The sequence below is a fragment of the Glaciimonas soli genome, assembly GCF_009497155.1.
In the GTDB taxonomy this organism is placed as follows: domain Bacteria; phylum Pseudomonadota; class Gammaproteobacteria; order Burkholderiales; family Burkholderiaceae_D; genus Glaciimonas; species Glaciimonas soli.
The window spans coordinates 14,524-41,121 of the sequence record NZ_WINI01000003.1 but is presented as its reverse complement, the minus strand read 5'-3'; the positions used below and the strand labels follow the sequence as shown (position 1 = coordinate 41,121).

Below are 26,598 nucleotides of genomic sequence, written 5' to 3'. Positions count from 1 at the left end.
TACAAAATTGATGCTCTCTTGATGAGAATTTACGCTTTTATATACGGGTATTTATGGCTAAACGAGAAGATTTGGCAATTATTCGCGCGGCTCGTGCAGGTCAAGGAGCGGCGCAGCTTGCGTTAGGTAAGCGTTATCTGTTCGGCGGCAATGGTTTGCCACAGAGTTTGCCGACCGCCTTGCATTGGCTGGATCGCGCGGCACAGCAGCAAGAGGCTGAGGCGTGGATCATGATCGGTAGCCATATACCCTTAGAGATCGCCCGCGGTGCCAGCAATCCTTTGGATTTATGCACCTGGTATGAGCGCGCTTTCGATGCTGGGGTCATGCAGGCTGGATTAGTGCTGGCGCAGTTGGTCTTAAATTGCAATGCGCTGGTTCATAGTCATGTGCATCAACGTCCGGCACTGAAAGCGTTTCGTGAAAAAGCAATGAAGGCATTGGCTGCTGCTGCGCATGCCGGAATCGCCGAGGCGCAATGGCTACTGGCGCAATACTCAAGCAAATTGGATGATGCTAAGGCGACACCTAAACTTGATCATCTGGCAGACGATGGACACGAGGTTGATCATTTCGCAGCACCTAAAGAACAGGGTGATGGCATTGGCAGTGATGGCGGTTCAACATTGGAATGGACCGCACGCGCAGCCAATGCGGGTGTGATGCAAGCCCAGTACTCGTTGGCGCAAATTTCCTGGGATGACGAGGATATGTCTGTTTTTCTTGCGCGTGCTTTACCTTTGGCGCGTACGGTCATGCAGCAATATAGTGCTAGTTTGTTGCAGTTGCACACGCCATCGGATGCGCTGGCACGGCAGTTGAGTAGCGAGCAGTTATTGCTGCTGACGCGCTGTGCGCAAGCACTGATGGCGATAGCTGATGCTGATGCCGATCTGAATGAAATGCAGCAATTTTTGGAGTTGGCTGCAACCGCAGATGACAAGGTGGCGCAATTGACCTTGGGTTTGTGGTACGCCCGCATGGATATTAATGGGGAGCGTACTACGGTCGGTACGGGTTCGGCTAATTACAAAAAAGCCATTCGTTGGCTCACTGCGGCAGGCGAGCGCGGTTCGGCCGATGCCTGGTATGCCTTATCGCAAATTTATCTTAAGTCTGAATTTTCGCAGCGGAATCTGGTGGATATGCTGCGTCATCTGGAGCACGCAGCAGAAATGGGACACAGCACAGCACAGTTAGAGTGTGGTGTCAGCGCCTGGCGCAATCGTCGTGAAAAATTGAACAATGACGTGCAAGCGGTCTATTGGCTGCAAAAATCGGCCGCCCAAGGCAGAGAAGAGGCGCAAGTGTTATTGGAAAAAATCGCCGATTATCCAGAAGCGATGGCTTGGGCTTTGAATGCAAAGCAGCAGCTGTCCAGAGAGTTGATTAACTCCTATCCATTTCTGACCGCACGTATTGAATTGGCGGTGTTATTCGGTTTGAGTCGACCGGAAGCCTTGTTGCTAGATTTGAATCAAGCTGATCGTGGTCATTGTCTGGTGGTCGATATTCGTGCTGACTATGCGCGCAGCAAACGTCGTTTGGTGTTGATTGAGACTGGCGAGCAGCGCCAATCCCTGGATAGGATAGTGCGTTTGTTTGAGGATGTTGATTGTGGTCCGAATGGTCCGGAAGGAAATTATCGGCAACGCGTCTATCGTTTCAAAGCGGCATTGCCTAAGGCGGATGATGATTTGGAGCTTGCGGCAGCGTGAAGCCGGTCAGGCCATTCGCATTAGGTATTAAGTAAGGCAGCGTAATCAGTTTAATGAAAATGACCTCAATCCAATCTGCGTCGTCCCCGCGAACGCGGGGATCCATCTTACGTTTGACATGGATTCCCGCGTCCGCGGGAATGACGGATTTTTAAAATTGATTACGTTGGATCACTTAGCAGCGATAACCCGGTTGTGCAACCCGGCTCTCGTTTTTAATGTCAAAATTTTGTTTAATTGGTGAGATTATCCATATCGATCTCGCCCTCAAACACAGTCACCGCAGGTCCGCTAAGTTTGACGGCGTTGCCATTGCCTTCCCACGCAATCGATAACTGTCCGCCACGGGTATCGACTTTGACAGGCGTGTCTAATAAACCGCGTCGAATGCCTGCCACTACTGCAGCACAAGCACCGGTGCCACACGCTAATGTTTCTCCAGCTCCGCGCTCGAAGACGCGCAATTTAATCTGATGGCGATCTACGATTTGCATGAAGCCAGCGTTGACGCGTTTAGGAAAGCGCGGATGATGCTCGATGGCAGGTCCATCTATTAACACTGGTGCAGTATCTACATCATCAACTACTTGTACAGCGTGCGGATTTCCCATGGAGACGACGGAAAACAGCGTGCGTCTTCCATGAATTTCCAGCGGCCACAGAGTGTCAGCTCCTTGAATTTCACCAGATAACTGTGAGCTGTCAAACGGTACTTGATCAGGTGCCAGGATAGCCAACCCCATATCGACGGTGATGCTGCCATCGCTTTCCAGTACAGGTTCGATGATGCCGCACATAGTTTCTACTTTGATTGCGCGTTTGGTCGTCAAGCCTTTGTCGACCACGAATTTAACGAACGCACGCGACCCATTCCCACATTGTTCAACTTCACCGCCATCGGCGTTATAAATGCGATAGCGAAAATCCACGCCATCGGTATGTGATTTTTCGACTACCAGCATTTGATCGGCGCCAATGCCAAAGCGGCGATCGCCCAACGCCTTCCACTGTGCAGGAGTGAAGTTAATGTGTTGATTGACGGCGTCAATAACAACGAAATCATTGCCGGCGCCATGCATTTTTGTAAATTTGAGTTTCATGGAAGTATTGTAAAGTAAATCGTAGCTAAGATTATTTGCGCATTATTCGTAGAAACTGGGTTCGCCGTTTGGTCGTGTTTTAAAACGTTTATGCGCCCAAAAATATTCGGCTGGTGCTTCCAGTACGCGTTCTTCAATAAATGCATTCATGCGGCGCGTTGCCTCGGTGATGTCGTCGCCCGGATAGTTTTCCCATGCGGGGTAAAACTTTACGCTCCAGCCTTGGTAGCGCGGCAAAAAAGTTGCAATCATCGGCACCACATTGGCACGGGTCGCGGCGGCGATTCTGGCAGTTGCAGTTAGTGTCGCGGCAGGAATGCCAAAAAACGGCACGAATTCAGCGTCTTTCGTTCCAAAATCCATATCCGGCAACATAATGAATGGGAAGCCTTCGCGCATGGCGCGGATAATCGGTTTAACTCCTTGTTCGCGCGTAAATAATTTCACTGGACGAAAGCGTGACCGGCCTTTGAGTAAAGCTTCATCAACGATAGGATCCTGTTGGCGCGAATAAATCGTACAAATAGACAGTGGTGAATTAAGCACTAGCGCAATACCCGGGATTTCCAGGCAAACAAAATGTGGGCACAACAAAATAGTTGGCTTCGATTGGATGGTATCTAAAGGTAAATCAGACTCAATTTTAATCAAGCGCTTCAGTCGCTTTTCAGAGGCCCACCACAATACGCTACGCTCCAGCGCGCTGCGCGAATAGGCTTGGAAGTGACGGCGTGCCAGCGCAATGCGTTCTGCTTCTGGCATATCGGGAAAGCATAGTCGCAGATTGGTGAGCGTGATATGGCGACGCGGTTTCATGATAAGGAATAATAGTGAGCCCAGTGCTTCACCAATCGGTCCGAGTATCCATAGCGGCAACCAGTGAGTAAGCCATAACAAAAAAATCAATGCTCTCATTTATATGGCGTCCTTCGCGTCAGCTGATGGCGGTGGGGCACTCACTCCAGGCGGAGTTTTGTAACGGTTGTAGCTCCAGATATATTGCGACGGGCAGCGTGCAATCAGTTTTTCCATCGCGATATTGATGGCATGTGCCTGTTGTTCTGGCGTGTCGCCGAGCGCTTCTTCAAATGGCACAAAACGAATCACGAAGCCGCGGCCGAATGAGAGTCGCTCTGCGTACGAAAGAATGATAGGTGCGCCACTCATTTGCTGAAGTTTGGCCGACAAGGTCATGGTGTAAGCCGGCTTGCCAAAAAAATCAGCCCAAACGCCTTCCCCGTTTTGCGGTACTTGATCCGGTAGCAAGCCGATGGCTTGCCCTTTTTTCAATGCCTTTAATAAAGCGCGAACCCCACTCAGATTTGCCGGCGCCAATAGCAAATTATGACGTGCGCGCGCACCTTCGATTAACGGTTTCAGTGCCGCTTTGCGTGGTGGTCTATATAGTGCAGTAAGTGGTGTTTTGGTGGCGATAGCTTGCGCGATAATTTCAAAACAACCAAGATGTGGTGTCAAAAAAATCACACCTGTTTTGGCATCCAAGGCCGTTTGTGCCAATTCCCAGTTTTCGATAGTGGCGGTACGTAAGACTTTATCTGGCGGCGCGCACCAGACAAATGGTAATTCAAACATGCTTTTGCCGGATTCGCGGATTGCCTGCGATAGATGTCCTTGGTAGCCAGCGCGCTGCACATTATCTTTTAATTTACGGCGATAAGACGGCGATAGTAAATAAACCAACCAGCCAATAATAGCGCCAATAGCATGCAAAATAGGCAAGGGGAGGAGGGCTAAAAGTCTGAATAATGTAACAAGCATGGGGAGGAAAACGTGAGTAATTTTGCTGAAAACCAGTAAGAGGCGTAAAATAGCACATTGCTGGATTGATGAAGGTATGTCAATGCACAAGAAGTACCCGCCGAGTTAATAGACAACTTGCGAAGCGGTATACAAATTTCGCTAAAGCGTCGCAGGCACCAAAGTACAGGACTGCGGCATATGGTCACCGCTTTATTTTTACTTAGGAGCCTGTCATGGCACACGAATATCTCTTCACTTCTGAATCCGTTTCGGAAGGTCATCCAGACAAAGTCGCCGATCAAATCTCTGATGCGATTCTGGATGCTATTTTCACACAAGACCCCAAAGCACGTGTTGCTGCCGAAACTTTAGTCAATACTGGCCTGGTTGTATTGGCTGGGGAAGTTACAACACATGCAAACGTCGATTACATCAACGTCGCTCGCGAAACCATCAAACGTATTGGCTACGACAATGCCGACTATGGGATTGATTACAAAAGCTGCGCCGTGCTGGTCGCTTATGACAAACAATCCCCCGACATCGCACAAGGTGTAGATGAAGGCAAAGGTCTGGATTTAGATCAAGGTGCGGGTGACCAGGGATTGATGTTTGGTTACGCTTGCGATGAAACGCCGGAATTGATGCCTGCTGCAATTTATTACGCCCATCGCATCGTTGAGCGTCAATCTCAATTGCGCAAAGATGGCCGTTTGCCATGGCTACGTCCCGATGCAAAATCACAAGTTACATTGAAATATGTCGATGGTGTACCTGTCGCAATTGACACTATTGTTTTGTCGACACAACACGCGCCAGAGATGCAACACAGTGCGATTGAAGAAGCTGCTATCGAAGAAATCATCAAACCAGTGGTACCAAAAGAATGGTTGAAAAATACCCGCTATTTGATTAACCCGACTGGTCGTTTCGTGATCGGTGGACCGCAAGGCGATTGCGGCTTGACTGGCCGTAAAATCATTGTTGATACTTACGGTGGCGCAGCGCCACACGGTGGCGGTGCGTTCTCAGGTAAAGATCCATCCAAGGTGGATCGTTCAGCCGCGTACGCTGGTCGTTATGTCGCCAAAAATATCGTCGCAGCTGGTTTGGCCACGCGCTGCCAGATTCAGGTGTCGTATGCAATTGGTATTGCGAAACCGACTTCCGTGATGGTGACTACTTTCGGCACTGGTAAAATCAGCGATGAAAAACTGGCACAACTGGTGTTGGAACATTTCGATCTGCGTCCAAAAGGCATCGTACAAATGCTGGATTTGCTGCGTCCTATTTATGAAAAAACAGCTGCATATGGTCACTTTGGCCGTGAAGAACCTGAGTTCAGCTGGGAGCGCACCGACAAGGCCGCAGCTCTCAGAAGTGCAGCTTTGTAATTAGTTGTAGTGCACTGCGGGGGATATTCGTACCCGCAGTGATACGCGTAATGATATGTTGATGGGCAATTGGAGTTTGGGCGCGGCATGTTGTGCCCTCTATATTTTTGTACGTTTTTCATGCCTAGTCAGAAAACACTATGACCCCATCCGCTTCATCCACTCCGCACGTAAATCCCCAAGTTGACTCACCATTGCCATTGTTAACGCATCAGCGTCCGGTTTTGCGTACCGCCTCATCGTTCAAAATCGTTGCCTGGGCGCTTGCGTTGGTTGGTTTGTTGCTGGTGATGACATTACATTTGGTGTCCGCATTATTAGCCGGCTTGCTAGTCTTTGAGCTAGTACGCAGTTTGACGCCACTGGTGCAAAAGCGACTCACGAGTGAACGCGCGCATTTGATTTCGGTTGTCCTATTGTCGGCAGTGGTGATTGGTCTGCTGACAGCAGCGATACTTGGCATCGTCGCTTTCTTTCACGGTGGCCCGGATCGCATTCTGGTGATACAGACAAAGTTAATGGAGGTGATCAATCAGGCGCGTGCGCAGGTTCCCGCGTTATTGAAGGATTATCTGCCGGACGACATCGCGGATACCCAGCAAATGCTGAGCGACTGGATGCAGTCACATAGTGGTGCGTTAACGCTGGCAGGCAAAGAGGCAGTCCAGATCTTTATTCATATTTTGGTCGGGATGATATTGGGCGCAATGGTGGCACTTAATGCGGCACATCCCATGCCGATATTGCAGCCATTAGCGGGCGAATTGCTAGAAAGAATAAGACTGCTGGCGGATGCTTTTCATCGCATCGTTTTTGCACAGATCAAAATATCGCTGCTTAATACCGTGTTTACCGCGATTTTCTTGATGGTGATACTGCCTTTACTGGGCTTGCATTTACCGTTGACTAAAACCATGGTTGTCGTCACTTTTCTGGCGGGTTTATTGCCAGTTATTGGTAACTTGATTTCCAATACAGTGATAGTGCTGATTGCCTTGTCAGTGTCGCTGTATGTAGCTATCGCAGCGCTGGTATTTCTGATTGTCATACACAAGTTCGAATATTTTCTGAATGCGCGTATTGTCGGTTCGCAAATTAATGCGCGCAGTTGGGAATTGCTCACGGCGATGTTGTTAGCTGAAGCGGCATTTGGTGTGCCGGGGGTGATCGCTGCGCCGATTTATTATGCGTATATCAAAAGCGAGTTGCATGAAATGGGCTGGGTTTAATACTCGGGCGAATACTCATAAGAATGCTCAGGATTTTTGATTTAAAATAACGTCTTCACGCCAAGGAGCGCTGCGACGGAATGGGTACGAGCCCATTTTGCCAGGCTTGGTACTGAGGTATTTTGCAACTGCGCTCACGTTACTTTTTTCCAACGAAAGGAGGGCGTGATGAACGCCGCTGTAATGAACTCTTCTACTACTAAAGACTACCACGTTGCCGATATCAGCTTATCAAGCTGGGGCGACAAAGAAATCCGCATTGCTGAAACCGAAATGCCAGGGCTGATGGCGATCCGCGAAGAATTCGCCGCTGCGCAACCGCTCAAAGGTGCGCGTATCACCGGTTCCATTCATATGACCATCCAGACTGCCGTGTTGATTCAAACACTGGAAGCGTTGGGCGCCAAAGTGCGTTGGGCATCTTGCAATATCTATTCCACTCAAGATCATGCTGCTGCGGCGATTGCTGCTGCAGGTACGCCAGTATTTGCATTCAAAGGTGAATCGCTGGACGATTACTGGGAATTCACACACCGCATTTTTGAATGGCCAGGCGACGAGAAGAATGCGCAAGCAAATATGATTCTTGATGATGGTGGCGATGCGACTTTGTTGCTGCATCTCGGCACTCGCGCAGAAAAAGATGGGTCGGTATTAAACAACCCGACTTCAGAAGAAGAAATTTGCCTGTTCAATTCGATCAGGAAAAAACTGGCGACTTCTCCTGATTGGTATTCATCGCGCTTGGTACAAATCAAAGGCGTGACCGAAGAAACCACTACTGGCGTGCATCGTTTATATCAAATGCACAAAGAAGGCAAACTGGCTTTCCCTGCGATTAACGTCAATGATTCAGTGACTAAATCCAAATTCGATAATCTGTATGGCTGCCGTGAGTCGCTGGTCGATGGCATCAAACGTGCAACGGACGTGATGATCGCCGGTAAAGTTGCCGTCATCGCCGGTTACGGTGATGTTGGTAAAGGTTCGGCACAAGCCATGCGTGCTTTGTCTGCGCAAGTATGGGTAACGGAAGTTGATCCTATCTGTGCGTTACAGGCTGCGATGGAAGGATTCCGCGTTGTCACGATGGATTACGCGGCAGAGCATGGCGATATTTTTGTCACTTGTACAGGCAATTATCACGTCATCACGCACGCGCACATGGCCAAGATGAAAGACCAGGCGATTGTCTGCAACATCGGTCACTTCGACAATGAAATCGAAGTCGCCGCGCTCAAACAATACGAATGGGAAAACATCAAGCCGCAAGTCGATCACATCATTTTCCCTGATGGCAAACGCATTATCTTGTTGGCTGAAGGTCGTTTGGTCAATCTGGGTTGTGGCACTGGCCATCCATCGTATGTGATGAGCTCGTCGTTTGCCAATCAAACGATTGCGCAGATCGAATTGTATGCAAACACGAAAGCTTATCCAATCGGCGTGTATACATTGCCGAAGCATTTGGATGAAAAAGTAGCACGCTTGCAGTTGAAAAAACTCAATGCGCAATTGAGCACATTGACTGAAGAGCAAGCTGCTTATATCGGTGTGAAGCAAATTGGTCCGTACAAGCCAGATCACTATCGCTATTAATATTTGAGGATTTTCCTCATCTTTGGAGCCCTGTATTCGCAGGTCGGAGAGGGGCTCCTAAATTAATCTAGATTAGAAAGAACACCATGCCTTCTTTGTTGATTACGTGGCTGATTAATGCAGCAGCACTATTTGCCGTTCCGTATCTGATGCAGTCCGTGACTGTCGATAGCGTAGCAACAGCCTTGATTGCAGCGTTGATACTGGGCCTGGTCAATAGTTTGATACGGCCGATTCTGATGATTTTGACGTTGCCAGTAACAGTGCTGACGCTGGGTTTGTTCATCTTCGTGTTGAATGGTTTGATGTTCTGGTTTGTCACCAAACTGGTCAGCGGTTTTCACGTCATGGGCTTTTGGTCTGCGATTGGTGGCGCCATTGTGTACAGCATCATTTCGTGGGCTTTAACAACGTTATTGCAAAGAAAAAAATAGGACACGCTAAAAACTGTTCCAGCTGGCTTATATCTCCCAGGAACTACCTTGGTCGATAGAGAACGGTAAACCCGCTGGAACAATTTTGTGTAAGTCCTGAAAACGAGAGATATCAAAGTGAAGCAAACCAAACAAAAAAATTTCAGCATAGAGTTTTTCCCGCCAAAGACACCCGAAGGCGTTGAGAAGTTGCGGGTAACACGCGCTAAATTGGCGGAACTGCATCCGAGTTATTTTTCGGTCACGTTTGGTGCCGGTGGCTCCACACAAAAAGGTACACTCGATACCGTGCTCGATATTCGTCGTGAAGGTCACGACGTCGCGCCGCATTTGTCTTGTCTTGGCAGTTCGCGTGCGTCATTGCGGGAGATACTGACGCAATACAAAGATAATGGCATCAAACGCCTGGTAGCGTTACGCGGTGATTTGCCAAGCGGTTATGGCGCCATGGATTTCTCTTCGGGTGAATTTCGTTATGCCAATGAATTAGTTGAATTTATTCGCGCAGAAACCGGTGACTGGTTTCATATCGAAGTGGCCGCTTATCCAGAAATGCATCCACAAGCGAAGTCGCCGCAAGATGATGTTCAGCGTTTTGTCGCTAAAGTAAAAGCCGGTGCAGATGGCGCGATCACACAGTACTTTTACAATTCGGATGCCTATTTCCGTTTTGTTGATGAGGCGCAAAGATTAGGCGCAACGGTACCGGTGATTGCCGGGATTATGCCGATCACCAACTGTTCGCAGTTGATGCGATTCTCCGATATGTGTGGCGCGGAAATCCCGCGTTGGGTCCGTCTCAAGTTAGCGTCATACGGCGATGACACTGATTCAATACGTGCGTTTGGCCTTGATGTGGTCACACAGATGTGCGAACGTTTGCTTGCTGGTGGTGCTCCGGGACTGCATTTTTATACATTGAATAATTCAGCTGCGACTACGGCAATCTGGCAGCGCCTGAAATAGACTTCGTTCGGAATCTAGTCTCAGCTTTAGCAGGGGCTACGGCTTTGGAAGAAGTCTAAGTGCGATCTGGATGGGTGCGGCATGCCGTGCCCATTTTTATTTACAGAAATATTTTCGTTTCCGTAAAAATCACATCCATCGCAATGTCATGTGATGCGCTTGCAAATTCTGCGAAGCCACAGTCATAAGCAATCCCGGCGGTTTGCGGCCGTGGTGTGGTTGCCAATGTTCTGTCATAAAAACCACCACCGTAGCCCAGCCTTCTTCGTTGTTGATTAAAACCAACGCAGGGAATCAGTAAGGCTTGCGGCCGGACGATGTCTTCTTTAACGGGCACCGCGACGCCGAAACGATCTTGCGTCATCGCCTCTCCTGGAGTCCAATGCAAGAAGCGCAATGGCGCATCTTCATCAACTACCACCGGTAATGCGAGTGCTACGCCGAGACTTGCCAGTTTGGCATACGCCGGCCGTAAATCCGGCTCCCCGCGAATTGGCCAGTACACACCAATTACCGCGTCAGATTGAACTTTTATCAATTTTTCAATCCAAGCGATGGTACGCTTTGCTATTTCGTTATCAAGGGCGAGACGTGTCTTTTCCGGGATCACTTTGCGGTTTGCTAAAAGAGCGGTGCGTAATTGTATTTTTTGCGCCTGATTGGCAGCATTCTCTAAGCTGAAATCTTGATCATCCGTCATCGCGTGCTATCCTATTCATTAGGTTGCTACTGATTGTAGAGACAGTTAAGTCTGTGCAAAAAACTGTTTATACACTGTTGCCTCACGTTGTCGTACTGCCTGCGTCGGAGCACCTGTTCTAAACAGTTTTTTGGACACACTTATTTGCACAGAAGGTTGAACAAAATGCTATCCAAAAAAAGAATCTCTACCACTTTAAAAGTCATTGCCTGTGCCGCCATGATCGCGGCGATTTTTCCGCCGCTGGTCATGGCGCAAACACGTGCGGCCAATAGCGCCAGCGCAGGGATTGGTTATGACAATCCTGATGATGCATTCGCCGCTTTGCGCGATGCCTCGCGTGTCGCAAAACCCGATAAAACCGATAAAGTAGACGCGCTTGCCGCAACATTGACGGATTATGATATTCCGTCTTATGTAGACTATTATCGCTTGAAACCACGTATCAAAGATTTGGTCGCGCCAGAATCTGAAATCCGTGAATATTTAAACCGCTATGACGGCACCGCGATTGCTGACCGTCTGCGTAACGACTGGTTATTGGAATTGGGTAAAGCCGGTAACTGGCAAACCTTTGACCAGCAATATCCTTTGTTTGTGCTGAACGATGATACCCAGCTCAAATGTTATGCGTTAACTTCCAAAGTATTAAAAGGTATCAATGTGGTTAGCGAAGCACGATCGTTGCTGACTACACCCAAAGATTACGGTCCGGGTTGTACCGACTTGATCGGACTCCTGGCGCAGAATAATCAATTTGGTCAAAGTGATGTTTGGTGGCAAATTCGCCTGGCCAACGAAGCGGGCTATGCCGGGGTCGCGCGTCGCCTGGCAAGCTTCGTCAATGCCAGCGATACACAATTAGCGCAAGCGATCGATAAACCAGGATTGGTCGTTGCACGAGGCCCAGGGACAGATAGCACGAGTCATGAATTATTTATCGTAGCATTAGGGCGGGTTGCAAAAAGCAACCCATCGCAAGCCGCCGATGCGTTGACTTCTGCGATAGATCAATTGAGCGTTTCAGAGCGTGCATTAGGCTGGGCGCAAATTGCGCAACAAGCGTCATTGAAGCTCGATCCACAAGCTGCAGATTATTGGCGTGCAGCTAAAGGCGCACCGCTGACCATGGATGAATATCAGTGGAGTGTGCGCGCCGCTTTGCGTGCCGGTGACTGGCGTCAGGTTAAGAGCAGTATCGAAGCCATGCCAGCTTCGTTGCGCGACGATCCAACCTGGATCTATTGGCTGGGACGCGCATTGCGTGCCGAAGGACGCTCAGAGCAAGCGCAGAAATTATTCCAATCGATTGCGGATCAAACTAATTTTTACGGGCAGTTGGCGCTGGAAGAGTTGGGAGGGAAAATCTTTGTCACCGCAGGTCCAGTAAGTATTGCTAAAGCGGAATTAGCACCGATGGAGAGGAATGCCGGTTTCCGTCGCGCCTTACGCTTCTTTGACATGGATATGCGCTTTGAAGGCGTACGTGAATGGAATTGGGAGTTGCGCAATATGACGGACCGACAATTGTTGGCGGCGGCAGAATTTGCGCGTCAAAACAATGTATTGGATCGAATGGTTAACACTTCCGATCGTACCAAAGTGGAAATCGATTTCAGCCAGCGTTACCCGGCACCACATCGCGACATCATGACGACAAACACAGAAGCATTGGGTTTGGATATGTCATGGGTGTACGGTTTGATTCGCCAGGAATCGCGCTTCGTTCAAGCGGCCCGTTCGCATGTTGGCGCATCTGGCTTGATGCAGGTCATGCCAGCGACTGCGAAATTTGTCGCCAAAAAAATCGGCATGGATGGATTCTCGGCAAGCCAGGTTAATGACATCGGTACCAACATCATGTTGGGCACCAATTATCTGAACATGGTCTTGAGTGACTTGGATGGTTCGGAAGCGATGGCGACAGCCGCCTATAACGCTGGACCGGGCCGACCACGGGCATGGCGTGCGACGTTGGCAGGTCCGGTGGAAGGAGCTATTTTTGCCGAGACTATTCCATTCAACGAAACGCGTGGTTATGTCAAAAATGTGCTGGCCAATGCAACCTACTACGCGGCCTTATTTGACGGTAAGCCGCAATCGCTAAAAGCGCGTTTGGGTTCGGTGGGGCCGAAGGAATTTACGGCGTCGGTGTTGCCTTGATGTGATGAACTGATGTTGTATGCTTTATTCCTCTCTCCCGCATGTGGGAGAGAGGAATAAATTTCCCTTTTCACGTACGGGAGAGAAAATGCAGCGGCCAGAGCGTGCGAATAAGTTAGTGATTGCTGCTGCTGCGGTGGCGGCGGCAACTTATTTTCTGCTGTCAGGATGCACGCCCAATCGTGAAAGTGAATCCGTTTGGCAGGGTTACGTTGAAGCTGAATATGTTGATGTTTCATCGTCACAATCAGGTCGGCTCGATCACTTGTCTGTGACACGAGGGCAGCAGGTGGCGCTGGGTGCTTCTCTGTTCGCCCTTGAAGCGGCCAATGAAGCGGCCGCCCAACGCCAGGCACAACAACAACTTGATGCTACCGAAGCACAGCTTGCCGATATCAAGCACGGCAAGCGTCCGCAAGAGCAAGCGGTAACCCGTGCGCAACTGGAACAGGCGCAAGCTGCGGCAAAAAAAGCGAGTATTCAGCTCAACCGCGATCAAATTCAATATCAAGCAGGCGGTATCGCCAAACAACAACTAGATGATAGCCGCGCTGCCTTTGATATGGCGACAGCGCAAGTACTGCAATGGCAAAGTCAGTTGGCGGTTGATCGCTTGCCTAATCGTGACGCGCAAATTCGCGCACAACAGGCACAAGTCGATGCTTCACAGGCAGCATTGGAGCAAGCCGAATGGAAACTGGCGCAGAAAACTGTCAGCGCGACGCGTACCGGTTTGGTTTTCGACACGATGTATCGCGAAGGCGAATGGGTGGCTGCCGGTAATCCGGTGGTGCGCATGCTGCCACCGGAAAACGTCAAGGCGCGTTTCTTTGTTCCAGAAGCAGCGTTAGGCAAACTTCACTTAAATCAAATGGTGGCGCTGCGTTGCGATGGTTGTCAGAAAGAGGTAGCCGCGCGTATTTCTTACATTGCAACCAATGCGGAATATACCCCGCCTATCATTTATAGCAATGAGTCACGCCATAAACTCGTCTTTATGATCGAGGCGCATCCAGCTGCAGGCTATGCCCTCAAACTGCATCCCGGACAACCGCTGGAAGTGATACTGAAGTGAATTCAAGGTGAGGTTGCCATGAAGGGATTGAACAATGATGCGAGGAATGACCATCATACGGATCCCGATCTGGTGATCGACGTTGACCGCATCAATAAACATTTCGGCCATAAACACGTAGTGAAGGATTTGTCGTTGCAAGTGCGGCGCGGCGAGATATATGGTTTCCTGGGCCCAAACGGCAGCGGTAAGACCACGACGATACGCATGATGTGCGGATTGTTGACGCCGGACTCTGGTCATGGCACCTGTTTAGGTTTCGATATCATCAAGCAAAGCGATCAGATCAAGCGTCGAGTCGGTTACATGACGCAGAGATTTTCGTATTGGGAAGATTTGAGTATCCGCGAAAATCTGGATTTCGTTGCGCGTATCTACGCCATGCCAAATCGCAAGGAAGTCGTTGATCAGGCGCTAGAGAAACTAGGCCTGACCAGTCGAGCCAAGCAACTCGCCGGTTCGCTTTCCGGTGGTTGGAAGCAGCGGCTGGCTTTGGCAGCAAGCATGTTGCATGAGCCGGAACTATTACTTTTGGATGAACCGACCGCTGGTGTCGATCCTGCTGCACGGCGCGATTTCTGGGAAGAGTTGCATAGATTGGCTGCGCGGGGTATTAGCGTCTTAGTCAGCACGCATTACATGGATGAGGCCGAACGTTGCCATAAGCTGGCGTATCTCGCCTATGGAAAATTACTGGTACAAGGCACCGCCGCTGAAGTGGTTGCGGGCCAGGCACTTGCTACCTGGGCGCTTTACAGCAATATTAACGGCGATCAAAACAGTGCCCATAGCGCCGCCAACAGCAATGCGCTGGTCGCATTGTCCGAGCATTTACATGGGCAACCCGGTGTTGATCAGTTGGTCGCGTTTGGCACGTCTCTACATGTGTGCGGTAAAGATGCCACGCAGCTGGAGAAAACTTTGCGGCGTGCCATGCAAAGTTATAATTTTCACATGGAGGCAATTCCCACTAGTCTGGAAGACGTATTCATCTACATGATGAATCGTTCTGCTGATAATTTCGGGGAGCAGACATGAATCCATTCGCAGGTTTTTCTTTCGCCCGTTGGTGGAGCATCGTGCTCAAAGAATTTCTGCAACTGCTACGCGATACAGTGACGGTGCGGATGATCACTGTGATTCCGGTGATGCAGATGCTGTTGTTTGGCTATGCCATCAACACGGATCCCAAGCACATGACGACCGCAGTGATTACGGCGGATCATAGCGAGTTTACGCGTTCTTACATCGCAGCGATGCAAAATTCTGAGTACTTTGATATCGTCGGAGAACTTCCAAATGAAGAGGCCGGTCGTGCCGCGCTGGCGCAAGGAAAAGTGCAATTCGTTCTCAATATTCCTGCTAATTTCACGCGCGATTTGTTGCGCGGAGAACGCCCGGCATTGTTGGTTGAGGCCGATGCTACCGATCCCACCGCTACCGGGCTCGCACTAGCGGCGGTGCCGCAATTGGTGCAGTCGGTGGCCAGCAAAGATTTAACCGGGCCCCTGGCAAAATTTAGTGGTGGGTTGCCTGCTTTCGATGTGCAGGTGCATCGTTTGTACAACCCGGAAGGAGTCAGCAACTATAACGTGGTACCGGGTTTGATGGGCGTCATCCTGTCGATGACTATGGTGATGATGACAGGCCTGGCGATGACGCGCGAACGTGAGCGTGGAACCATGGAAAACCTATTGGCTACGCCGGTTACACCGCTTGAAGTCATGACTGGCAAGATCATGCCTTATATCCTCATCGGACTGATTCAGTCCACCATCATTTTGTTAGGCGCGCGGTTTGTTTTTCACATACCGTTCGCTGGCGGTGTTATGGCGATTTATCTGGCGGCGTTGTTATTTATTGCGGCTAGTTTGACGGTTGGTATTACCTTGTCGTCGATTGCGCAAAACCAGCTGCAAGCAATGCAGCTGACGATGTTTTACTTCCTGCCTAATATGTTGTTGTCTGGCTTTATGTTTCCATTTCAAGGTATGCCAAAGTGGGCGCAATTTATTGGTAACCTAATGCCGCTGACATACTTCAACCGGTTGATACGCGGTATTCTGCTGAAGGGAAATGGATGGTCGGATTTATGGCCCAGCATCTGGCCTCTGATGATATTCACGGTCATCGTGATGGGCATTGCGGTGCGGTTTTATCGCCGCACTTTGGATTAAGGGAGGCATGATGACAGCGGATTTTATACGACGCATTTTCATGCTTGGTTTAGCCAGCTTGTTGTGCGCCTGTGCGGTCAGTCCGGATTTTCAAAAACCTCAAGCTCCAGATGTACAACAGTACACATCGGGTACACAACCAACGGCGACTGTTGCCAGCAATGGCGCTGGTGGTGTCGCGCAGAATTTTCATGACGGTACTGACATTCCGGCGCAGTGGTGGATGCTTTTTCACTCACCACGATTAGATACGATGGTACGCACCGCGCTGACTAATAATCCGCAAATAGCGCAGGCAAAAGCTACCTTGCGCCAGGCTAGCGAAAATCTGATAGCGCAAACTGGCGCTACACGCTATCCGCAAGCGAATCTGCAATTCGGCAGCAGCCGTCAGCAAATTGACCTTGCCACCTTAGGTGCGCCAAATGTTCCGCAATCAGGGCCATTCAATCTGTTCAATGCATCGCTCAACGTTTCTTATACGGTGGATGCTTTTGGCGCAAATAGCCGTATGCTGGAAGGTTTGCAGGCGCAAGTTGATACGCAGAATTATGAGCTGCAGGCAGTACGATTGACGCTTGCCGGAAATGTCGTGACGGCAGCCATTAAGCAGGCTGCACTGTATGCACAGATTTCGACAACGGAAGATATGCTGCAATTACAGCGTCAGCAGTTGGCCATCATGGAGCAGCGCTTGATTGCTGGTGGTATCGCCAGACTTGATGTTGAAAATCAGCGTACATTGGTGGCGCAAAGCAGCGCTGCACTGCCATCATTAAAGCAGCAGTTTGCACAAGTGAGCCATCAGCTCGCTGTCTATTTAGGCAAGGCGCCGGCGCAAGCTGATCTGACGCCATTAGATTTGAATAGTTTGACGCTGCCTCAGACTTTGCCACTGTCTCTGCCTTCGGCATTAGCACGTCAACGTCCCGACATTCTTGCGTCAGAAGCCGTACTTCGTCAGGCCAGTGCGCAAGTCGGCGTGGCCAGCGCCAACCTTTATCCGCAACTGACTTTGTCCGGCAGCGCAGGAACAGAGCAAACGCATGTAGGCGACCTTGCAAATAGTCTCAATGTCTGGAGCATAGGATTGCAATTGATGCAGCCGTTGTTTCATGGAGGCGAACTTCGTGCGAAAAAACGCGCAGCCGTTGCAGCCTACGATGCTGCGGCCGCTAGCTATCAATTAACCGTACTGCAAGCACTGCAGCAAGTCGCCGATACTTTGCGCGCACTGGAAAATGATGCGCAAACCTTGCAATCACGTACCCAGGCTGCTGAGAGCGCGACCACGAGTTTGATCATCACTCAGCGCCAGTATCAGGTCGGCGGTATCAGTCATCTCAATCTGTTAGACGCCCAGCGTCAACGATTGCAAACTGACCTCGATCGCATTACGGCGCAAGCGGCGCGTTATGCCGATACTGCTGCGCTATTACAAGCTTTAGGCGGTGGCTGGTGGAACGGTGAGAAATTAATTCCTCAGAATTAGGATGAATCTCACCGTACTCCACCCGTCCTGCAATTGGCATCTGCTTTAATCATGTAAGTAATTCGAAATAATCGATATGAAAAGCACCGCTGTCATCCTCGCGAACGCGGGGTCCAAGTTGCGTAAGATGGATTCCCGCGTTCGCGGGAATGACGAGGGTATTTTCAAAATGATTATTCGACCTTACTTAATGATGTAATCATGTAATTATGTGAGAATACAACTCGCCGTAAAATTGATACCAACTGTGGAGAATCTGATTTATGCAAACAACGGAACGCAATGCCATGGTCTCAGAACTATTGAAAAATGCTGGAAAATCCGGCATGACTTTGGTGATCGGGAATAAAAATTATTCATCATGGTCGATGCGGCCATGGGTCGTGATGAAAGCGTTTGGCATTGCTTTTAATGAAGTCAGAATTTTGCTGGATCAGCCGGATACTGCGGCCGAGATTGCGCGTTATTCGGATGCAGGTAAAGTACCGGTGTTAATAGCGAACGGTTTGCAGATTTGGGATTCGCTGGCGATTTGTGAGTATCTGGCAGAACAATTTCCTGAAGCGCATTTGTGGCCGCAGGATGTTGCCGCCCGTGCGGTAGCACGCGCTATATGCGGCGAAATGCACTCTGGATTTTCGGGTGTGCGTTCGGCCATGTCTATGGATATTCGCGCTAGCCATCCGGGACAAGGTCGGACCCCACAAGCGCAGGCAGACATTGGTCGTATTTGTGAAATTTGGGAAAACTGTCTTTCTGAATTTGGTCATCATCAATTTTTGTTTGGCGAATTTTCGATTGCCGATGCTTATTTCGCACCAGTGGTGATGCGTTTCCGTACGTATGGCGTATCGTTGGCGCCGGCGCTGCAAGCCTACGCCGAGCGTGTACAAGCACATCCAGCGGTCGCACAATGGATGCGTGAAGCAATCGCGGAAGTAGAAGTTTTGCCGAATCATCAGTAATTAATCAGCTGTTTTGAATGAATATGAAAATCTTTGTCGTCGGTGGTGCGGTACGTGATGAACTGCTGGGGTTGGCAGTGAAGGATCACGACTACGTGGTGGTGGGTGCTACGCCGGAACAAATGCTGGCGCGAGGTTTTCAACCTGTCGGCAAGGATTTTCCTGTGTTTTTGCATCCAACTACGCATGAAGAATATGCTTTGGCTCGCACCGAGCGCAAGACAGCTGCTGGTTACAAAGGTTTCGTTTTTCACACTGATCCTGACGTCACGTTGGAACAGGATCTGGTGCGGCGCGATTTGACGATTAATGCGATAGCGCGCGCTGACGATGGTACCTTGATCGACCCTTTTCACGGACAGCAGGATTTGCAGGCGAAAATATTTCGTCACGTGTCGGCGGCTTTTGCTGAAGACCCGGTGCGAATTTTACGCATTGCCAGATTTGCAGCACGTTTTACTGAGTTTTCGGTCGCGCCAGAAACTAACGTATTAATGCAGCGTATGGTGGCAGCCGGAGAGGTCGATGCCTTGGTGCCGGAGCGAGTGTGGCAAGAAATTTCGCGTGGTTTGATGGAGGCGCAACCATCGCGCATGTTTGAAGTGTTGCGCGCTTGTGGTGCATTGGCAAAAATTTTGCCTGAACTCGATGCATTATGGGGCGTGCCGCAGCCGGAGAAATGGCACCCGGAAATCGATACTGGTGTTCATATAATGATGGTGCTTGATACCGCAGCTAGCGATGGTTTTCCGTTGCCGGTACGTTTTGCGGCTTTGATGCACGATCTCGGCAAAGGTGTGACGCCAAAGGAGCAATGGCCAAGTCATCATGGTCACGAAGGATTAGGTGTCAACTTGGTCGAAAAAGTGTGCCAGCGTTTGAAAGTACCTGGTGATGTGCGTGATTTAGCAGTGATGACCGCACGCGAACATGGCAACGTTGGCAGGGCATTTGAGTTACGTGCCAACACCATTGTCACCTTGTTGGGTCGTTGTGATGCGTTTCGCAAACCGCAACGTTTTATCGGCTTACTGCAAGCGACGCAATGCGATTATCGGGGGCGAACCGGTTATGCCGATAAACCATTCCCACAATTTGCGTATCTACAGGCAGCACTGTCTGCAGCGCAATCTGTCAATGCTGGCGAAATAGCAGGAAAATTTCAGGAGCAACCACAGCGCATCCCAGAGGAATTACATGCGGCACGTACTGCTGCGGTAGATGTGTTGGTACAAGCACAACGTCTGTTGTCAGCCACCGAATAGAACACTTGCTCTGCTTTTCTTTACTGGATTTAGGACTATTGTGAATAAGGCGCTACCGTGCTTTACAATGTCCTGGCATGTTTCCTGCCTCTTACCTGAGATGATTTTCTGTATAGAGAGATGCAAAGATGGCCGCTATCGACAGCCCCCCTGAATTTTCCGGGAAACAGCACCCCGAGCTGTCTCCTGTTACCACGCCCAAAGCGAACATTTTCGTTAAAGAATTATCACGTCGTGCGCGTAAACGCTTATTGGTGCATTTTCTGGCTTTAGACGAACGTGATCGTTTGTTGCGATTTGGTACAAAATTATCGGATGAATTGATACAGCGTTACGTTGAGAATCTGGATTTTTCACGCGATAAAATTTTTGGTGTGTATGACCGCAAATTGCGTTTGCTTGGGGTTGGTCATCTGGCATTTGCACCGCGTGATACGGTTCCCAATATGAAAGCGGTGACAACCAAAGAAAGAATTGCTGAATACGGCGTATCTGTCTCAAGTGCTGCACGCGGGATGGGTGTCGGAACGCGTTTGTTTCAACGCGCGGCGATACATTGCCGCAATGCCGATATTGATACTCTATATATGCACTGTCTGTCGTCGAACAAAGTGATGATGCACATTGCAAAAAAAGCCGGAATGACAATACATCGGGATTATGGTGAAGCCGATGCCTATCTTAAATTGCCCCCAGCGAATCCAGCCAGCGTGATTGCCGAAGCGATGCAGGAGCAGGCGGCAACTTTGGATTACACGTTGAAAGCGAATGTGCGTGCGGCGTTGAAATGGTTTAATAATTTGCCGGGCAAAAAACGACACTAATCAAATTAATTTATCATTGTTTCTTTATCTGTCGAAAGAAATTCATGCCGCGTTATTTGGTCACGACCATGCGCACCGCAAACTTTCAGCAAAGCGCGATTGCATTGCATTATGTTTTTTTAGAACAATTGAGAGAAAAAGGCGTACTGGAATTAGCCGGACCATTTACTGATAAATCAGGAGGCGCTTATTTATTGACAGCGGCCAGTCTGGAGGATGCGCGCGCAATGGCGTTCAGTGATCCTGTGCATACTACCGGTTCATCAGTGGTGACGGTGTATGAGTGGAACGCTCAATAAAGGATGCACTTACGCACTTCATTTATCTATCAAATTTAAATTGTGCTTACTAACTAACATAAGCGCAATGCCTGCCTCCTTCATGCAATTGTCTTAATGCACACATCCGCATGTAATCCAAAGACATGCATTCTCGATTTGATCAGAGTCGATCTGAGCACTATTTCAGAGACAGAGTAGTATGAGTGGATTACTTTATCGACTCTAAAAAATAATTATCGAGATGCGTAAGGTCTTCTTCTGCCGCACGACTAATCAATAAAAATAAACGTGGGCTATCTTCAGGCTGTGCTGAAATGCGTTTCCATAATTCCAATATTTTTATTGATTTTCTTTGCGAAAGATATACAAATGAAGCCATCCGCCGCAGGCAAAATTACGATACATCCGCTTTGGTTGCGTATTACGCATTGGCTCAATGTCATTGCGGTATTCATTCTCGTTTTTAGCGGTTGGCGTATTTATAACGCTTCACCAATTTTTCCATTCAAATTTCCTGTGGATTGGACTTTGGGTGGTTGGTTAGGCGGCGCGTTGCAGTGGCATTTTGCAGCGATGTGGCTATTGTTTTTCAACGGCTTGTTCTATCTCGGCATGAATATTATTACTGGTCGATTGTGGAAAAAATTTCTGCCGCTGCGACCGCTTGATGTGATACGAGATGCCGTCAAGGCGTTCACTGGCAAGCTGCACCATGACGCATTGGATAAATATAATGCGGTTCAAAAATTGGCTTACATCGCCATCATTCTCGATCTGATTTTGATGGTGCTGTCGGGTTTGGTCGTGTGGAAGTCGGTGCAATTTCCGCATCTGCGTGAGCTGATGGGTGGCTTTGATAATGCGCGTGTTATCCATTTTTTTGCGATGAGTTTTTTAGTTTTGTTTGTCTTTGTCCACGTTGTTATGGTCGCGTTGGTTCCTCGTACCTTACTCGCCATGCTGAGAGGACGTTAGGATTTGGCGCACGGTTTTGTATACATTGAAAATTGCATAGAGACTGCATCATGATAAAGAAACCTAATCGACTTAATCCAGAATTGGATGTCGCATCCATTCTTAAAGATGCGCGTCGAGAATTGAATTTGACGATGCCGTCGCGACGATTGTTTGCCAAACGCGTTTTGACATTGGGTGGTTTGTCCATGCTGACGGGCTGCAATATCACAGATCAGCCATCCGTGAATAGCATGCTGGAACGCATATCACGCTATAACGATGGCGTACAAGCCTGGCTGTTTGATCCTACTCGTTTGGCACCGACTTATTCTGCATCGATGATGACACGTCCTTTTCCATTTAACGCTTTCTACAGTGAAAGCGAAGCACCTGAAGTGGATGGAGATGCATTCGAATTGGAGATAAGTGGACTGGTAGCTGATAAGCACGCCTGGAAATTGTCCGAGCTACATCAACTACCGCAGGTAGAACAAATTACCCGTCACATCTGCGTAGAAGGCTGGAGCGCAATTGGCCGTTGGGGTGGTGTTCCATTCGCGTATTTTCTAAAACAAATTGGTGCAGATCTGAGTGCTAAATATATTGCATTTCAATGTGCCGACGATTACTACACCAGCATCGATATGCCGACCGCATTGCATCCTCAAACGCAATTGACGCTGACATACGACGGTGAAATTTTGCCGACGAAATACGGGTTTCCGATGAAGTTACGGATGCCGACCAAACTCGGCTACAAAAATCCCAAGCATATTGTTTCGCTTGAAGTTACGAATACTTACCCCGGGGGATATTGGGAAGATCAGGGGTACAACTGGTTTGGCGGATCTTGAGATGTGCGATGTAGATTGAAAATCGTCTACGTGCTTTTGCATCTGCACTAAAAGCATTCGCTGATATCTGTGGCACTTTCGCCATTTTCACATTTGGAGACCAATATGAATAAAGCTATTTCTACTTTTTTAGTTGCTGCAGGGATGATGTTGATGAGCGCCAGCGTATTTGCACAAAGCGCGACGCCTATGGCACAAGATAATATGTCTAAAGACACCATGTCCAAACCGGACGCTATGGATAAAGGCACTATGTCGACAGATGCAATGGGAAAAGACACTTCGAAAATGCCTGCTAAGAGCAGCAATAAGAAGTATGTCAAGAAACACAATCCTGCAGCCGCAAAAGACAGTATGTCAAAAGACAATATGTCCAAGGACGATATGACGAAAGATAATATGTCAAAGGACAATATGTCGAAGTAATGACTGATTGCCCATCTTCGATGCCCAAACGGGAAAGCGAGTGATGGGCAATTTTTATGCGTCAGAAAACATAAAACATGTTTTGCAAAATCAGCAGGCTGCTGCCGGTATTTTTTATAGCAAGGGTAACGCCGTCGTATCCTTCAGGCGCTGCAAAGCAAAACTCGATTTCACATCCAGCACAGCCGGATGGCGCAACAGCGTTTCCATCATGAAGCGCGAAAAATGCGCCATGTCTTCTACGTGTACTCGCAACAGATAATCCATTTCCCCCGTCATTGCATAACAAGCCACCACTTCCGGCCAGTTGGCAACCGATGCAGAAAAATCTGCACGAGGCGAGTGTATGTTGGCTGCACTGGAACGGGGCAAATTGGTTTGCGGATCACTATGCTTTTCCAGGCGCACATTAACGTAAGCTAATAAGCCGAGACCGATTTTATCTGGTGCTAGCAAGGCGACATATTGGCGAATCACACCAGCTTGTTCTAAGCGTTTGATGCGGCGCAGACACGGGGATGGTGACAAGTTGACTCTTTCAGCGACCTCTTGATTGGTAAGGCGTCCGTCCTCCTGCAAAATTGCCAAAATTTTACGATCTGTCTTGTCTAATTCTATGGTCGGCATAAAACACCCTAAAAATCGTTATTTGCGCAATATTACTTCCAAATTTTAGTTTCGCGAGGAAATGTTTGCAATTATCTGCTTACTACTCGCTCTTATACTGAACGCAGTAATGAGCAACTTTCTGCTAATTTTTAACGGACTTGCGCAAAGCCGCCCCAGCGGCGTTATATCTTCTGGTCGCACGCTTTTCGTCGATATGCCTTGCTGGAACAATTTTGCGTCAGCCCTAACTCAAAAATATACACTGGAGACCTGCATGGACTTTCAACCTTGGGATAATCCTATGGGCACCGACGGCTTTGAATTTGTCGAGTACGCCGCACCGGATCCACAGGCAATGGGCACCTTATTTGAAAAAATGGGTTTTACCGCGATAGCGCGTCATCGCCATAAAGATGTGACTTTGTATCGCCAGGGCGATATCAATTTCATCATCAATGCTGAAAAAGATTCATTCGCGCAGCGTTTTGCGCGCCAACATGGTCCTTCCGTTTGTGCGATTGGCTTGCGCGTGAAAGATGCCGCATTTGCCTACAAGCGTGCTTTGGAAATGGGTGCCTGGGGTTTCGACAATCGTACCGGCCCGATGGAATTAAACATTCCTGCGATTAAAGGCGTGGGCGATTCGCTGATTTATTTTGTCGATCGCTGGCACGGCAAGGATGCCGGTGATGCAGGTGCCATCGGCAACATCAGTATTTACGATGTCGATTTTGTTGCGATCCCTGGTGCCAAAGTCAATCCAGTCGGTTGTGGCTTAACTTACATTGATCATCTGACTCACAATGTGCATCGTGGTCGCATGAAAGAGTGGGCAGATTTTTATGAGAATTTATTCAACTTCCGAGAAGTCCGTTATTTCGATATCGAAGGCAAGTTGACCGGTTTGAAGTCGAAAGCGATGACATCGCCATGCGGAAAAATCCGCATTCCGATTAATGAATCTTCCGATGATAAATCGCAAATCGCCGAGTATCTGGATTTGTATCATGGCGAAGGCATTCAACACATTGCCCTGGGTACCGATGATATTTATACCAGCGTGACGGATATGAAAGCGCGCGAAGTGGCATTCCAGGACACGATCGAAACTTATTACGACATCGTTGACCGCCGCTTGCCTTCGCATGGTGAACGCCTGGAAGATTTGAAGCGCTTGCGGATTCTGATTGATGGCAACAGCAACGCTAGTACACGTGAGTTGTTATTGCAGATATTTACGCAAAACGTGATTGGTCCGATTTTTTTCGAGATTATCCAACGTAAAGGCGACCAAGGTTTTGGTGAAGGTAATTTCCGTGCATTGTTTGAATCGATTGAACTGGATCAGATCAAACGCGGCGTGCTGAAAGATGACGCATTAAAAGAGGCAACTAAGGTCGCTGCCAGCTAAATAAGTCGGAATCCGGTATCCTGTGCGCCTGTGAATTTTGGCGGTTATGTGCTTTGCCCCCTTCTCCCGCAAGCGGTTGAGGGGGAGAAGTAGACTGTTTTTGAAGGTAAATGATGGATACGAAAGTAAAAAATGCAGTCAACACTGATGATTTTTTGGCCACAGTTGCCGAAAAGTCAGATGGTGCCAAGTTGCGCGGCGATTACAGCAAGATTGACGCGCAATACGTGGTTGCGCAGGATTGGGATGCCTACACACCGGAGCAGCATGCTTTATGGCGTCGTTTGTATCAGCGTCAGGCCAAGTTGATACCGGGCCGTGCTTGTGATGTTTATATTGAAAGTCTGGAGCGTTTGGATATCGGTGACGGCATTCCGAATTTTGAACAGACAACTGAGAAATTGTTGCAGGCAACCGGTTGGCAGTTGGTTGCTGTGCCGGGCTTGGTACCGGATCAAGTGTTTTTTGAACATCTGGCTAATCGGCGCTTTCCAGTTACCGTCTGGTTGCGCGATCCGGAGGAGTTTGATTACATCGTCGAACCTGATGTTTTCCACGATTTTTTCGGACATGTTCCGCTGTTGTTCAATCCGATCTTTGCCGATCACATGCAAGAGTACGGTAAGGGCGGTTTGAAGGCTTTAGGGCTTGATGGTTTGGGAATGTTGGCACGTTTGTATTGGTACACGGTCGAGTTCGGTTTGATCGAAAGTCCGGAAGGCTTGCGTGTATATGGCGCCGGGATTTTGTCATCGGGCGGAGAGATTGAATATTGCCTGAGCAATCCGGCACCGCGTCGAATTCCATTTGATGTTGAGCGTGTCATGCGGACTTTGTACAAAATCGATTCTTATCAAGAAACCTATTTTGTGATTCGCGACTTTAAGCAATTGTTTGACGATACCGCACCAGATTTCACACCGATGTATGCAAGATTGCAATCGCAAGAACCATTACCTGCAAATTCTTTGCTGGCTGGCGAAACAAACTTATCTAACAAATAAGACGCGGAAATAAAAAAGCGAATTCTGCTGGGGAGAGCAGAATCCGCAAACTAGTGAAAAGGGACACTAGGGGGAGGAATGCCCAAGGCGACTGTACAGGGAAGTTACCAATCGCCTCAAGCAAGTTGCTATTACACTCTTTCCGCAGAGTACCTTCCATTTGACTTACGCCTTGTTACAGTTGTTACGAGGTT

General features: G+C 48.9%; 25 protein-coding genes and 1 riboswitch. Of the genes, 20 read left to right on the top strand and 5 right to left on the bottom strand.

Going from position 1 to position 26,598, the window contains the following annotated elements; genetic code table 11:
- Positions 1-53 precede the first annotated feature (53 nt).
- Complete coding sequence (locus tag GEV47_RS06290) at positions 54-1,718, top strand: tetratricopeptide repeat protein (protein WP_153233898.1); 1,665 nt, start codon at positions 54-56, stop codon at positions 1,716-1,718.
- Positions 1,719-1,951: 233 nt separating this feature from the next.
- On the opposite strand, the gene dapF is transcribed toward GEV47_RS06290, so the two are convergent.
- The 3 genes from dapF to GEV47_RS06275 are packed head-to-tail and all read right to left on the bottom strand — an operon-like array spanning position 1,952 to position 4,597.
- Positions 1,952-2,818: a diaminopimelate epimerase gene (gene dapF, locus GEV47_RS06285; RefSeq protein WP_153233897.1), complete on the bottom strand. Its 867-nt coding sequence runs from the start codon at positions 2,816-2,818 to the stop codon at positions 1,952-1,954.
- Between the two features lie 42 nt (positions 2,819-2,860).
- Positions 2,861-3,733, bottom strand: a complete 873-nt coding sequence (locus GEV47_RS06280) for an LpxL/LpxP family acyltransferase (protein WP_153233896.1) — start codon at positions 3,731-3,733, stop codon at positions 2,861-2,863.
- Positions 3,734-4,597 carry a lysophospholipid acyltransferase family protein gene (locus GEV47_RS06275; RefSeq protein ID WP_153233895.1) on the bottom strand — a complete coding sequence of 288 codons (864 nt, stop codon included), beginning with the start codon at positions 4,595-4,597 and terminating at the stop codon, positions 3,734-3,736.
- A 215-nt stretch (positions 4,598-4,812) separates the two neighbouring features.
- On the opposite strand from GEV47_RS06275, the gene metK reads away from it, so the two are divergent.
- The 5 genes from metK to metF all read left to right on the top strand — a co-directional run bounded on the left by metK (position 4,813) and on the right by metF (position 10,201).
- On the top strand, positions 4,813-5,973 hold the full coding sequence (gene metK, locus GEV47_RS06270; RefSeq protein ID WP_153233894.1) for a methionine adenosyltransferase: 1,161 nt from the start codon (positions 4,813-4,815) through the stop codon (positions 5,971-5,973).
- A gap of 140 nt (positions 5,974-6,113) precedes the next feature.
- A complete protein-coding gene (locus tag GEV47_RS06265) occupies positions 6,114-7,202 on the top strand; it encodes an AI-2E family transporter (RefSeq protein WP_153233893.1) in 1,089 nt (362 codons plus the stop codon).
- 56 nt (positions 7,203-7,258) lie between these two features.
- Positions 7,259-7,345: riboswitch (S-adenosyl-L-homocysteine riboswitch) on the top strand.
- Between the two features lie 25 nt (positions 7,346-7,370).
- A complete protein-coding gene (gene ahcY, locus GEV47_RS06260; RefSeq protein ID WP_153233892.1) occupies positions 7,371-8,801 on the top strand; it encodes an adenosylhomocysteinase in 1,431 nt (476 codons plus the stop codon).
- 86 nt (positions 8,802-8,887) lie between these two features.
- On the top strand, positions 8,888-9,235 hold the full coding sequence (locus GEV47_RS06255; RefSeq protein WP_153233891.1) for a phage holin family protein: 348 nt from the start codon (positions 8,888-8,890) through the stop codon (positions 9,233-9,235).
- A gap of 117 nt (positions 9,236-9,352) precedes the next feature.
- Positions 9,353-10,201: a methylenetetrahydrofolate reductase [NAD(P)H] gene (gene metF, locus GEV47_RS06250; protein WP_322741570.1), complete on the top strand. Its 849-nt coding sequence runs from the start codon at positions 9,353-9,355 to the stop codon at positions 10,199-10,201.
- A 100-nt stretch (positions 10,202-10,301) separates the two neighbouring features.
- On the opposite strand, the gene GEV47_RS06245 is transcribed toward metF, so the two are convergent.
- Positions 10,302-10,901 carry a 5-formyltetrahydrofolate cyclo-ligase gene (locus tag GEV47_RS06245; protein ID WP_153233889.1) on the bottom strand — a complete coding sequence of 200 codons (600 nt, stop codon included), beginning with the start codon at positions 10,899-10,901 and terminating at the stop codon, positions 10,302-10,304.
- A gap of 165 nt (positions 10,902-11,066) precedes the next feature.
- Here GEV47_RS06245 and GEV47_RS06240 point away from each other — a divergent pair, with 165 nt between their 5' ends.
- The 12 genes from GEV47_RS06240 to GEV47_RS06185 all read left to right on the top strand — a co-directional run bounded on the left by GEV47_RS06240 (position 11,067) and on the right by GEV47_RS06185 (position 23,380).
- A complete protein-coding gene (locus GEV47_RS06240) occupies positions 11,067-13,064 on the top strand; it encodes a lytic transglycosylase domain-containing protein (RefSeq protein ID WP_153233888.1) in 1,998 nt (665 codons plus the stop codon).
- An 88-nt stretch (positions 13,065-13,152) separates the two neighbouring features.
- A complete protein-coding gene (locus tag GEV47_RS06235) occupies positions 13,153-14,139 on the top strand; it encodes an HlyD family secretion protein (RefSeq protein ID WP_153233887.1) in 987 nt (328 codons plus the stop codon).
- A gap of 18 nt (positions 14,140-14,157) precedes the next feature.
- Complete coding sequence (locus tag GEV47_RS06230) at positions 14,158-15,177, top strand: ABC transporter ATP-binding protein (protein WP_153233886.1); 1,020 nt, start codon at positions 14,158-14,160, stop codon at positions 15,175-15,177.
- The gene (locus tag GEV47_RS06225; RefSeq protein WP_153233885.1) at positions 15,174-16,316 is read left to right on the top strand and encodes an ABC transporter permease; all 1,143 of its coding nucleotides are present in this window, start codon (positions 15,174-15,176) and stop codon (positions 16,314-16,316) included. The genes GEV47_RS06230 and GEV47_RS06225 overlap by 4 nt, the downstream gene beginning before the upstream one ends.
- A 10-nt stretch (positions 16,317-16,326) precedes the next feature.
- On the top strand, positions 16,327-17,808 hold the full coding sequence (locus GEV47_RS06220) for an efflux transporter outer membrane subunit (protein ID WP_228124601.1): 1,482 nt from the start codon (positions 16,327-16,329) through the stop codon (positions 17,806-17,808).
- Between the two features lie 263 nt (positions 17,809-18,071).
- A complete protein-coding gene (locus tag GEV47_RS06215; RefSeq protein ID WP_153233883.1) occupies positions 18,072-18,773 on the top strand; it encodes a glutathione S-transferase family protein in 702 nt (233 codons plus the stop codon).
- Between the two features lie 23 nt (positions 18,774-18,796).
- Positions 18,797-20,038 carry a multifunctional CCA addition/repair protein gene (locus tag GEV47_RS06210; protein WP_153234253.1) on the top strand — a complete coding sequence of 414 codons (1,242 nt, stop codon included), beginning with the start codon at positions 18,797-18,799 and terminating at the stop codon, positions 20,036-20,038.
- Between the two features lie 128 nt (positions 20,039-20,166).
- A complete protein-coding gene (locus GEV47_RS06205) occupies positions 20,167-20,862 on the top strand; it encodes a GNAT family N-acetyltransferase (protein WP_153233882.1) in 696 nt (231 codons plus the stop codon).
- Between the two features lie 44 nt (positions 20,863-20,906).
- Positions 20,907-21,161, top strand: a complete 255-nt coding sequence (locus GEV47_RS06200) for a YciI family protein (RefSeq protein ID WP_153233881.1) — start codon at positions 20,907-20,909, stop codon at positions 21,159-21,161.
- Positions 21,162-21,512: 351 nt separating this feature from the next.
- A complete protein-coding gene (locus tag GEV47_RS06195; RefSeq protein WP_153233880.1) occupies positions 21,513-22,118 on the top strand; it encodes a cytochrome b/b6 domain-containing protein in 606 nt (201 codons plus the stop codon).
- A 50-nt stretch (positions 22,119-22,168) separates the two neighbouring features.
- Positions 22,169-22,954 carry a molybdopterin-dependent oxidoreductase gene (locus tag GEV47_RS06190; RefSeq protein WP_153233879.1) on the top strand — a complete coding sequence of 262 codons (786 nt, stop codon included), beginning with the start codon at positions 22,169-22,171 and terminating at the stop codon, positions 22,952-22,954.
- 105 nt (positions 22,955-23,059) lie between these two features.
- Positions 23,060-23,380 carry a hypothetical protein gene (locus GEV47_RS06185; protein WP_153233878.1) on the top strand — a complete coding sequence of 107 codons (321 nt, stop codon included), beginning with the start codon at positions 23,060-23,062 and terminating at the stop codon, positions 23,378-23,380.
- Between the two features lie 114 nt (positions 23,381-23,494).
- On the opposite strand, the gene GEV47_RS06180 is transcribed toward GEV47_RS06185, so the two are convergent.
- Positions 23,495-24,007 (bottom strand): Lrp/AsnC family transcriptional regulator, encoded by a 513-nt coding sequence (locus GEV47_RS06180; RefSeq protein ID WP_153233877.1) that lies wholly within the window; start codon positions 24,005-24,007, stop codon positions 23,495-23,497.
- A gap of 256 nt (positions 24,008-24,263) precedes the next feature.
- Here GEV47_RS06180 and hppD point away from each other — a divergent pair, with 256 nt between their 5' ends.
- Both hppD and phhA read left to right on the top strand, forming a co-directional pair.
- A complete protein-coding gene (hppD, locus tag GEV47_RS06175) occupies positions 24,264-25,400 on the top strand; it encodes a 4-hydroxyphenylpyruvate dioxygenase (protein WP_153233876.1) in 1,137 nt (378 codons plus the stop codon).
- 113 nt (positions 25,401-25,513) lie between these two features.
- Positions 25,514-26,404 carry a phenylalanine 4-monooxygenase gene (gene phhA, locus GEV47_RS06170; RefSeq protein WP_153234252.1) on the top strand — a complete coding sequence of 297 codons (891 nt, stop codon included), beginning with the start codon at positions 25,514-25,516 and terminating at the stop codon, positions 26,402-26,404.
- Positions 26,405-26,598: the final 194 nt, after the last annotated feature.

Excerpts from the sequence above, each read along its gene's own strand:
- GEV47_RS06290 (WP_153233898.1), top strand. The coding sequence starts at position 54 with ATGGCTAAACGAGAAGATTTGGCAATTATTCGCGCGGCTCGTGCAGGT.
- dapF (WP_153233897.1), bottom strand. The coding sequence starts at position 2,818 with ATGAAACTCAAATTTACAAAAATGCATGGCGCCGGCAATGATTTCGTT.
- GEV47_RS06280 (WP_153233896.1), bottom strand. The coding sequence starts at position 3,733 with ATGAGAGCATTGATTTTTTTGTTATGGCTTACTCACTGGTTGCCGCTA.
- GEV47_RS06275 (WP_153233895.1), bottom strand. The coding sequence starts at position 4,597 with ATGCTTGTTACATTATTCAGACTTTTAGCCCTCCTCCCCTTGCCTATT.
- metK (WP_153233894.1), top strand. The coding sequence starts at position 4,813 with ATGGCACACGAATATCTCTTCACTTCTGAATCCGTTTCGGAAGGTCAT.
- GEV47_RS06265 (WP_153233893.1), top strand. The coding sequence starts at position 6,114 with ATGACCCCATCCGCTTCATCCACTCCGCACGTAAATCCCCAAGTTGAC.
- ahcY (WP_153233892.1), top strand. The coding sequence starts at position 7,371 with ATGAACGCCGCTGTAATGAACTCTTCTACTACTAAAGACTACCACGTT.
- GEV47_RS06255 (WP_153233891.1), top strand. The coding sequence starts at position 8,888 with ATGCCTTCTTTGTTGATTACGTGGCTGATTAATGCAGCAGCACTATTT.
- GEV47_RS06245 (WP_153233889.1), bottom strand. The coding sequence starts at position 10,901 with ATGACGGATGATCAAGATTTCAGCTTAGAGAATGCTGCCAATCAGGCG.
- GEV47_RS06240 (WP_153233888.1), top strand. The coding sequence starts at position 11,067 with ATGCTATCCAAAAAAAGAATCTCTACCACTTTAAAAGTCATTGCCTGT.
- GEV47_RS06235 (WP_153233887.1), top strand. The coding sequence starts at position 13,153 with ATGCAGCGGCCAGAGCGTGCGAATAAGTTAGTGATTGCTGCTGCTGCG.
- GEV47_RS06230 (WP_153233886.1), top strand. The coding sequence starts at position 14,158 with ATGAAGGGATTGAACAATGATGCGAGGAATGACCATCATACGGATCCC.
- GEV47_RS06225 (WP_153233885.1), top strand. The coding sequence starts at position 15,174 with ATGAATCCATTCGCAGGTTTTTCTTTCGCCCGTTGGTGGAGCATCGTG.
- GEV47_RS06220 (WP_228124601.1), top strand. The coding sequence starts at position 16,327 with ATGACAGCGGATTTTATACGACGCATTTTCATGCTTGGTTTAGCCAGC.
- GEV47_RS06215 (WP_153233883.1), top strand. The coding sequence starts at position 18,072 with ATGCAAACAACGGAACGCAATGCCATGGTCTCAGAACTATTGAAAAAT.
- GEV47_RS06210 (WP_153234253.1), top strand. The coding sequence starts at position 18,797 with ATGAAAATCTTTGTCGTCGGTGGTGCGGTACGTGATGAACTGCTGGGG.
- GEV47_RS06205 (WP_153233882.1), top strand. The coding sequence starts at position 20,167 with ATGGCCGCTATCGACAGCCCCCCTGAATTTTCCGGGAAACAGCACCCC.
- GEV47_RS06200 (WP_153233881.1), top strand. The coding sequence starts at position 20,907 with ATGCCGCGTTATTTGGTCACGACCATGCGCACCGCAAACTTTCAGCAA.
- GEV47_RS06195 (WP_153233880.1), top strand. The coding sequence starts at position 21,513 with ATGAAGCCATCCGCCGCAGGCAAAATTACGATACATCCGCTTTGGTTG.
- GEV47_RS06190 (WP_153233879.1), top strand. The coding sequence starts at position 22,169 with ATGATAAAGAAACCTAATCGACTTAATCCAGAATTGGATGTCGCATCC.
- GEV47_RS06185 (WP_153233878.1), top strand. The coding sequence starts at position 23,060 with ATGAATAAAGCTATTTCTACTTTTTTAGTTGCTGCAGGGATGATGTTG.
- GEV47_RS06180 (WP_153233877.1), bottom strand. The coding sequence starts at position 24,007 with ATGCCGACCATAGAATTAGACAAGACAGATCGTAAAATTTTGGCAATT.
- hppD (WP_153233876.1), top strand. The coding sequence starts at position 24,264 with ATGGACTTTCAACCTTGGGATAATCCTATGGGCACCGACGGCTTTGAA.
- phhA (WP_153234252.1), top strand. The coding sequence starts at position 25,514 with ATGGATACGAAAGTAAAAAATGCAGTCAACACTGATGATTTTTTGGCC.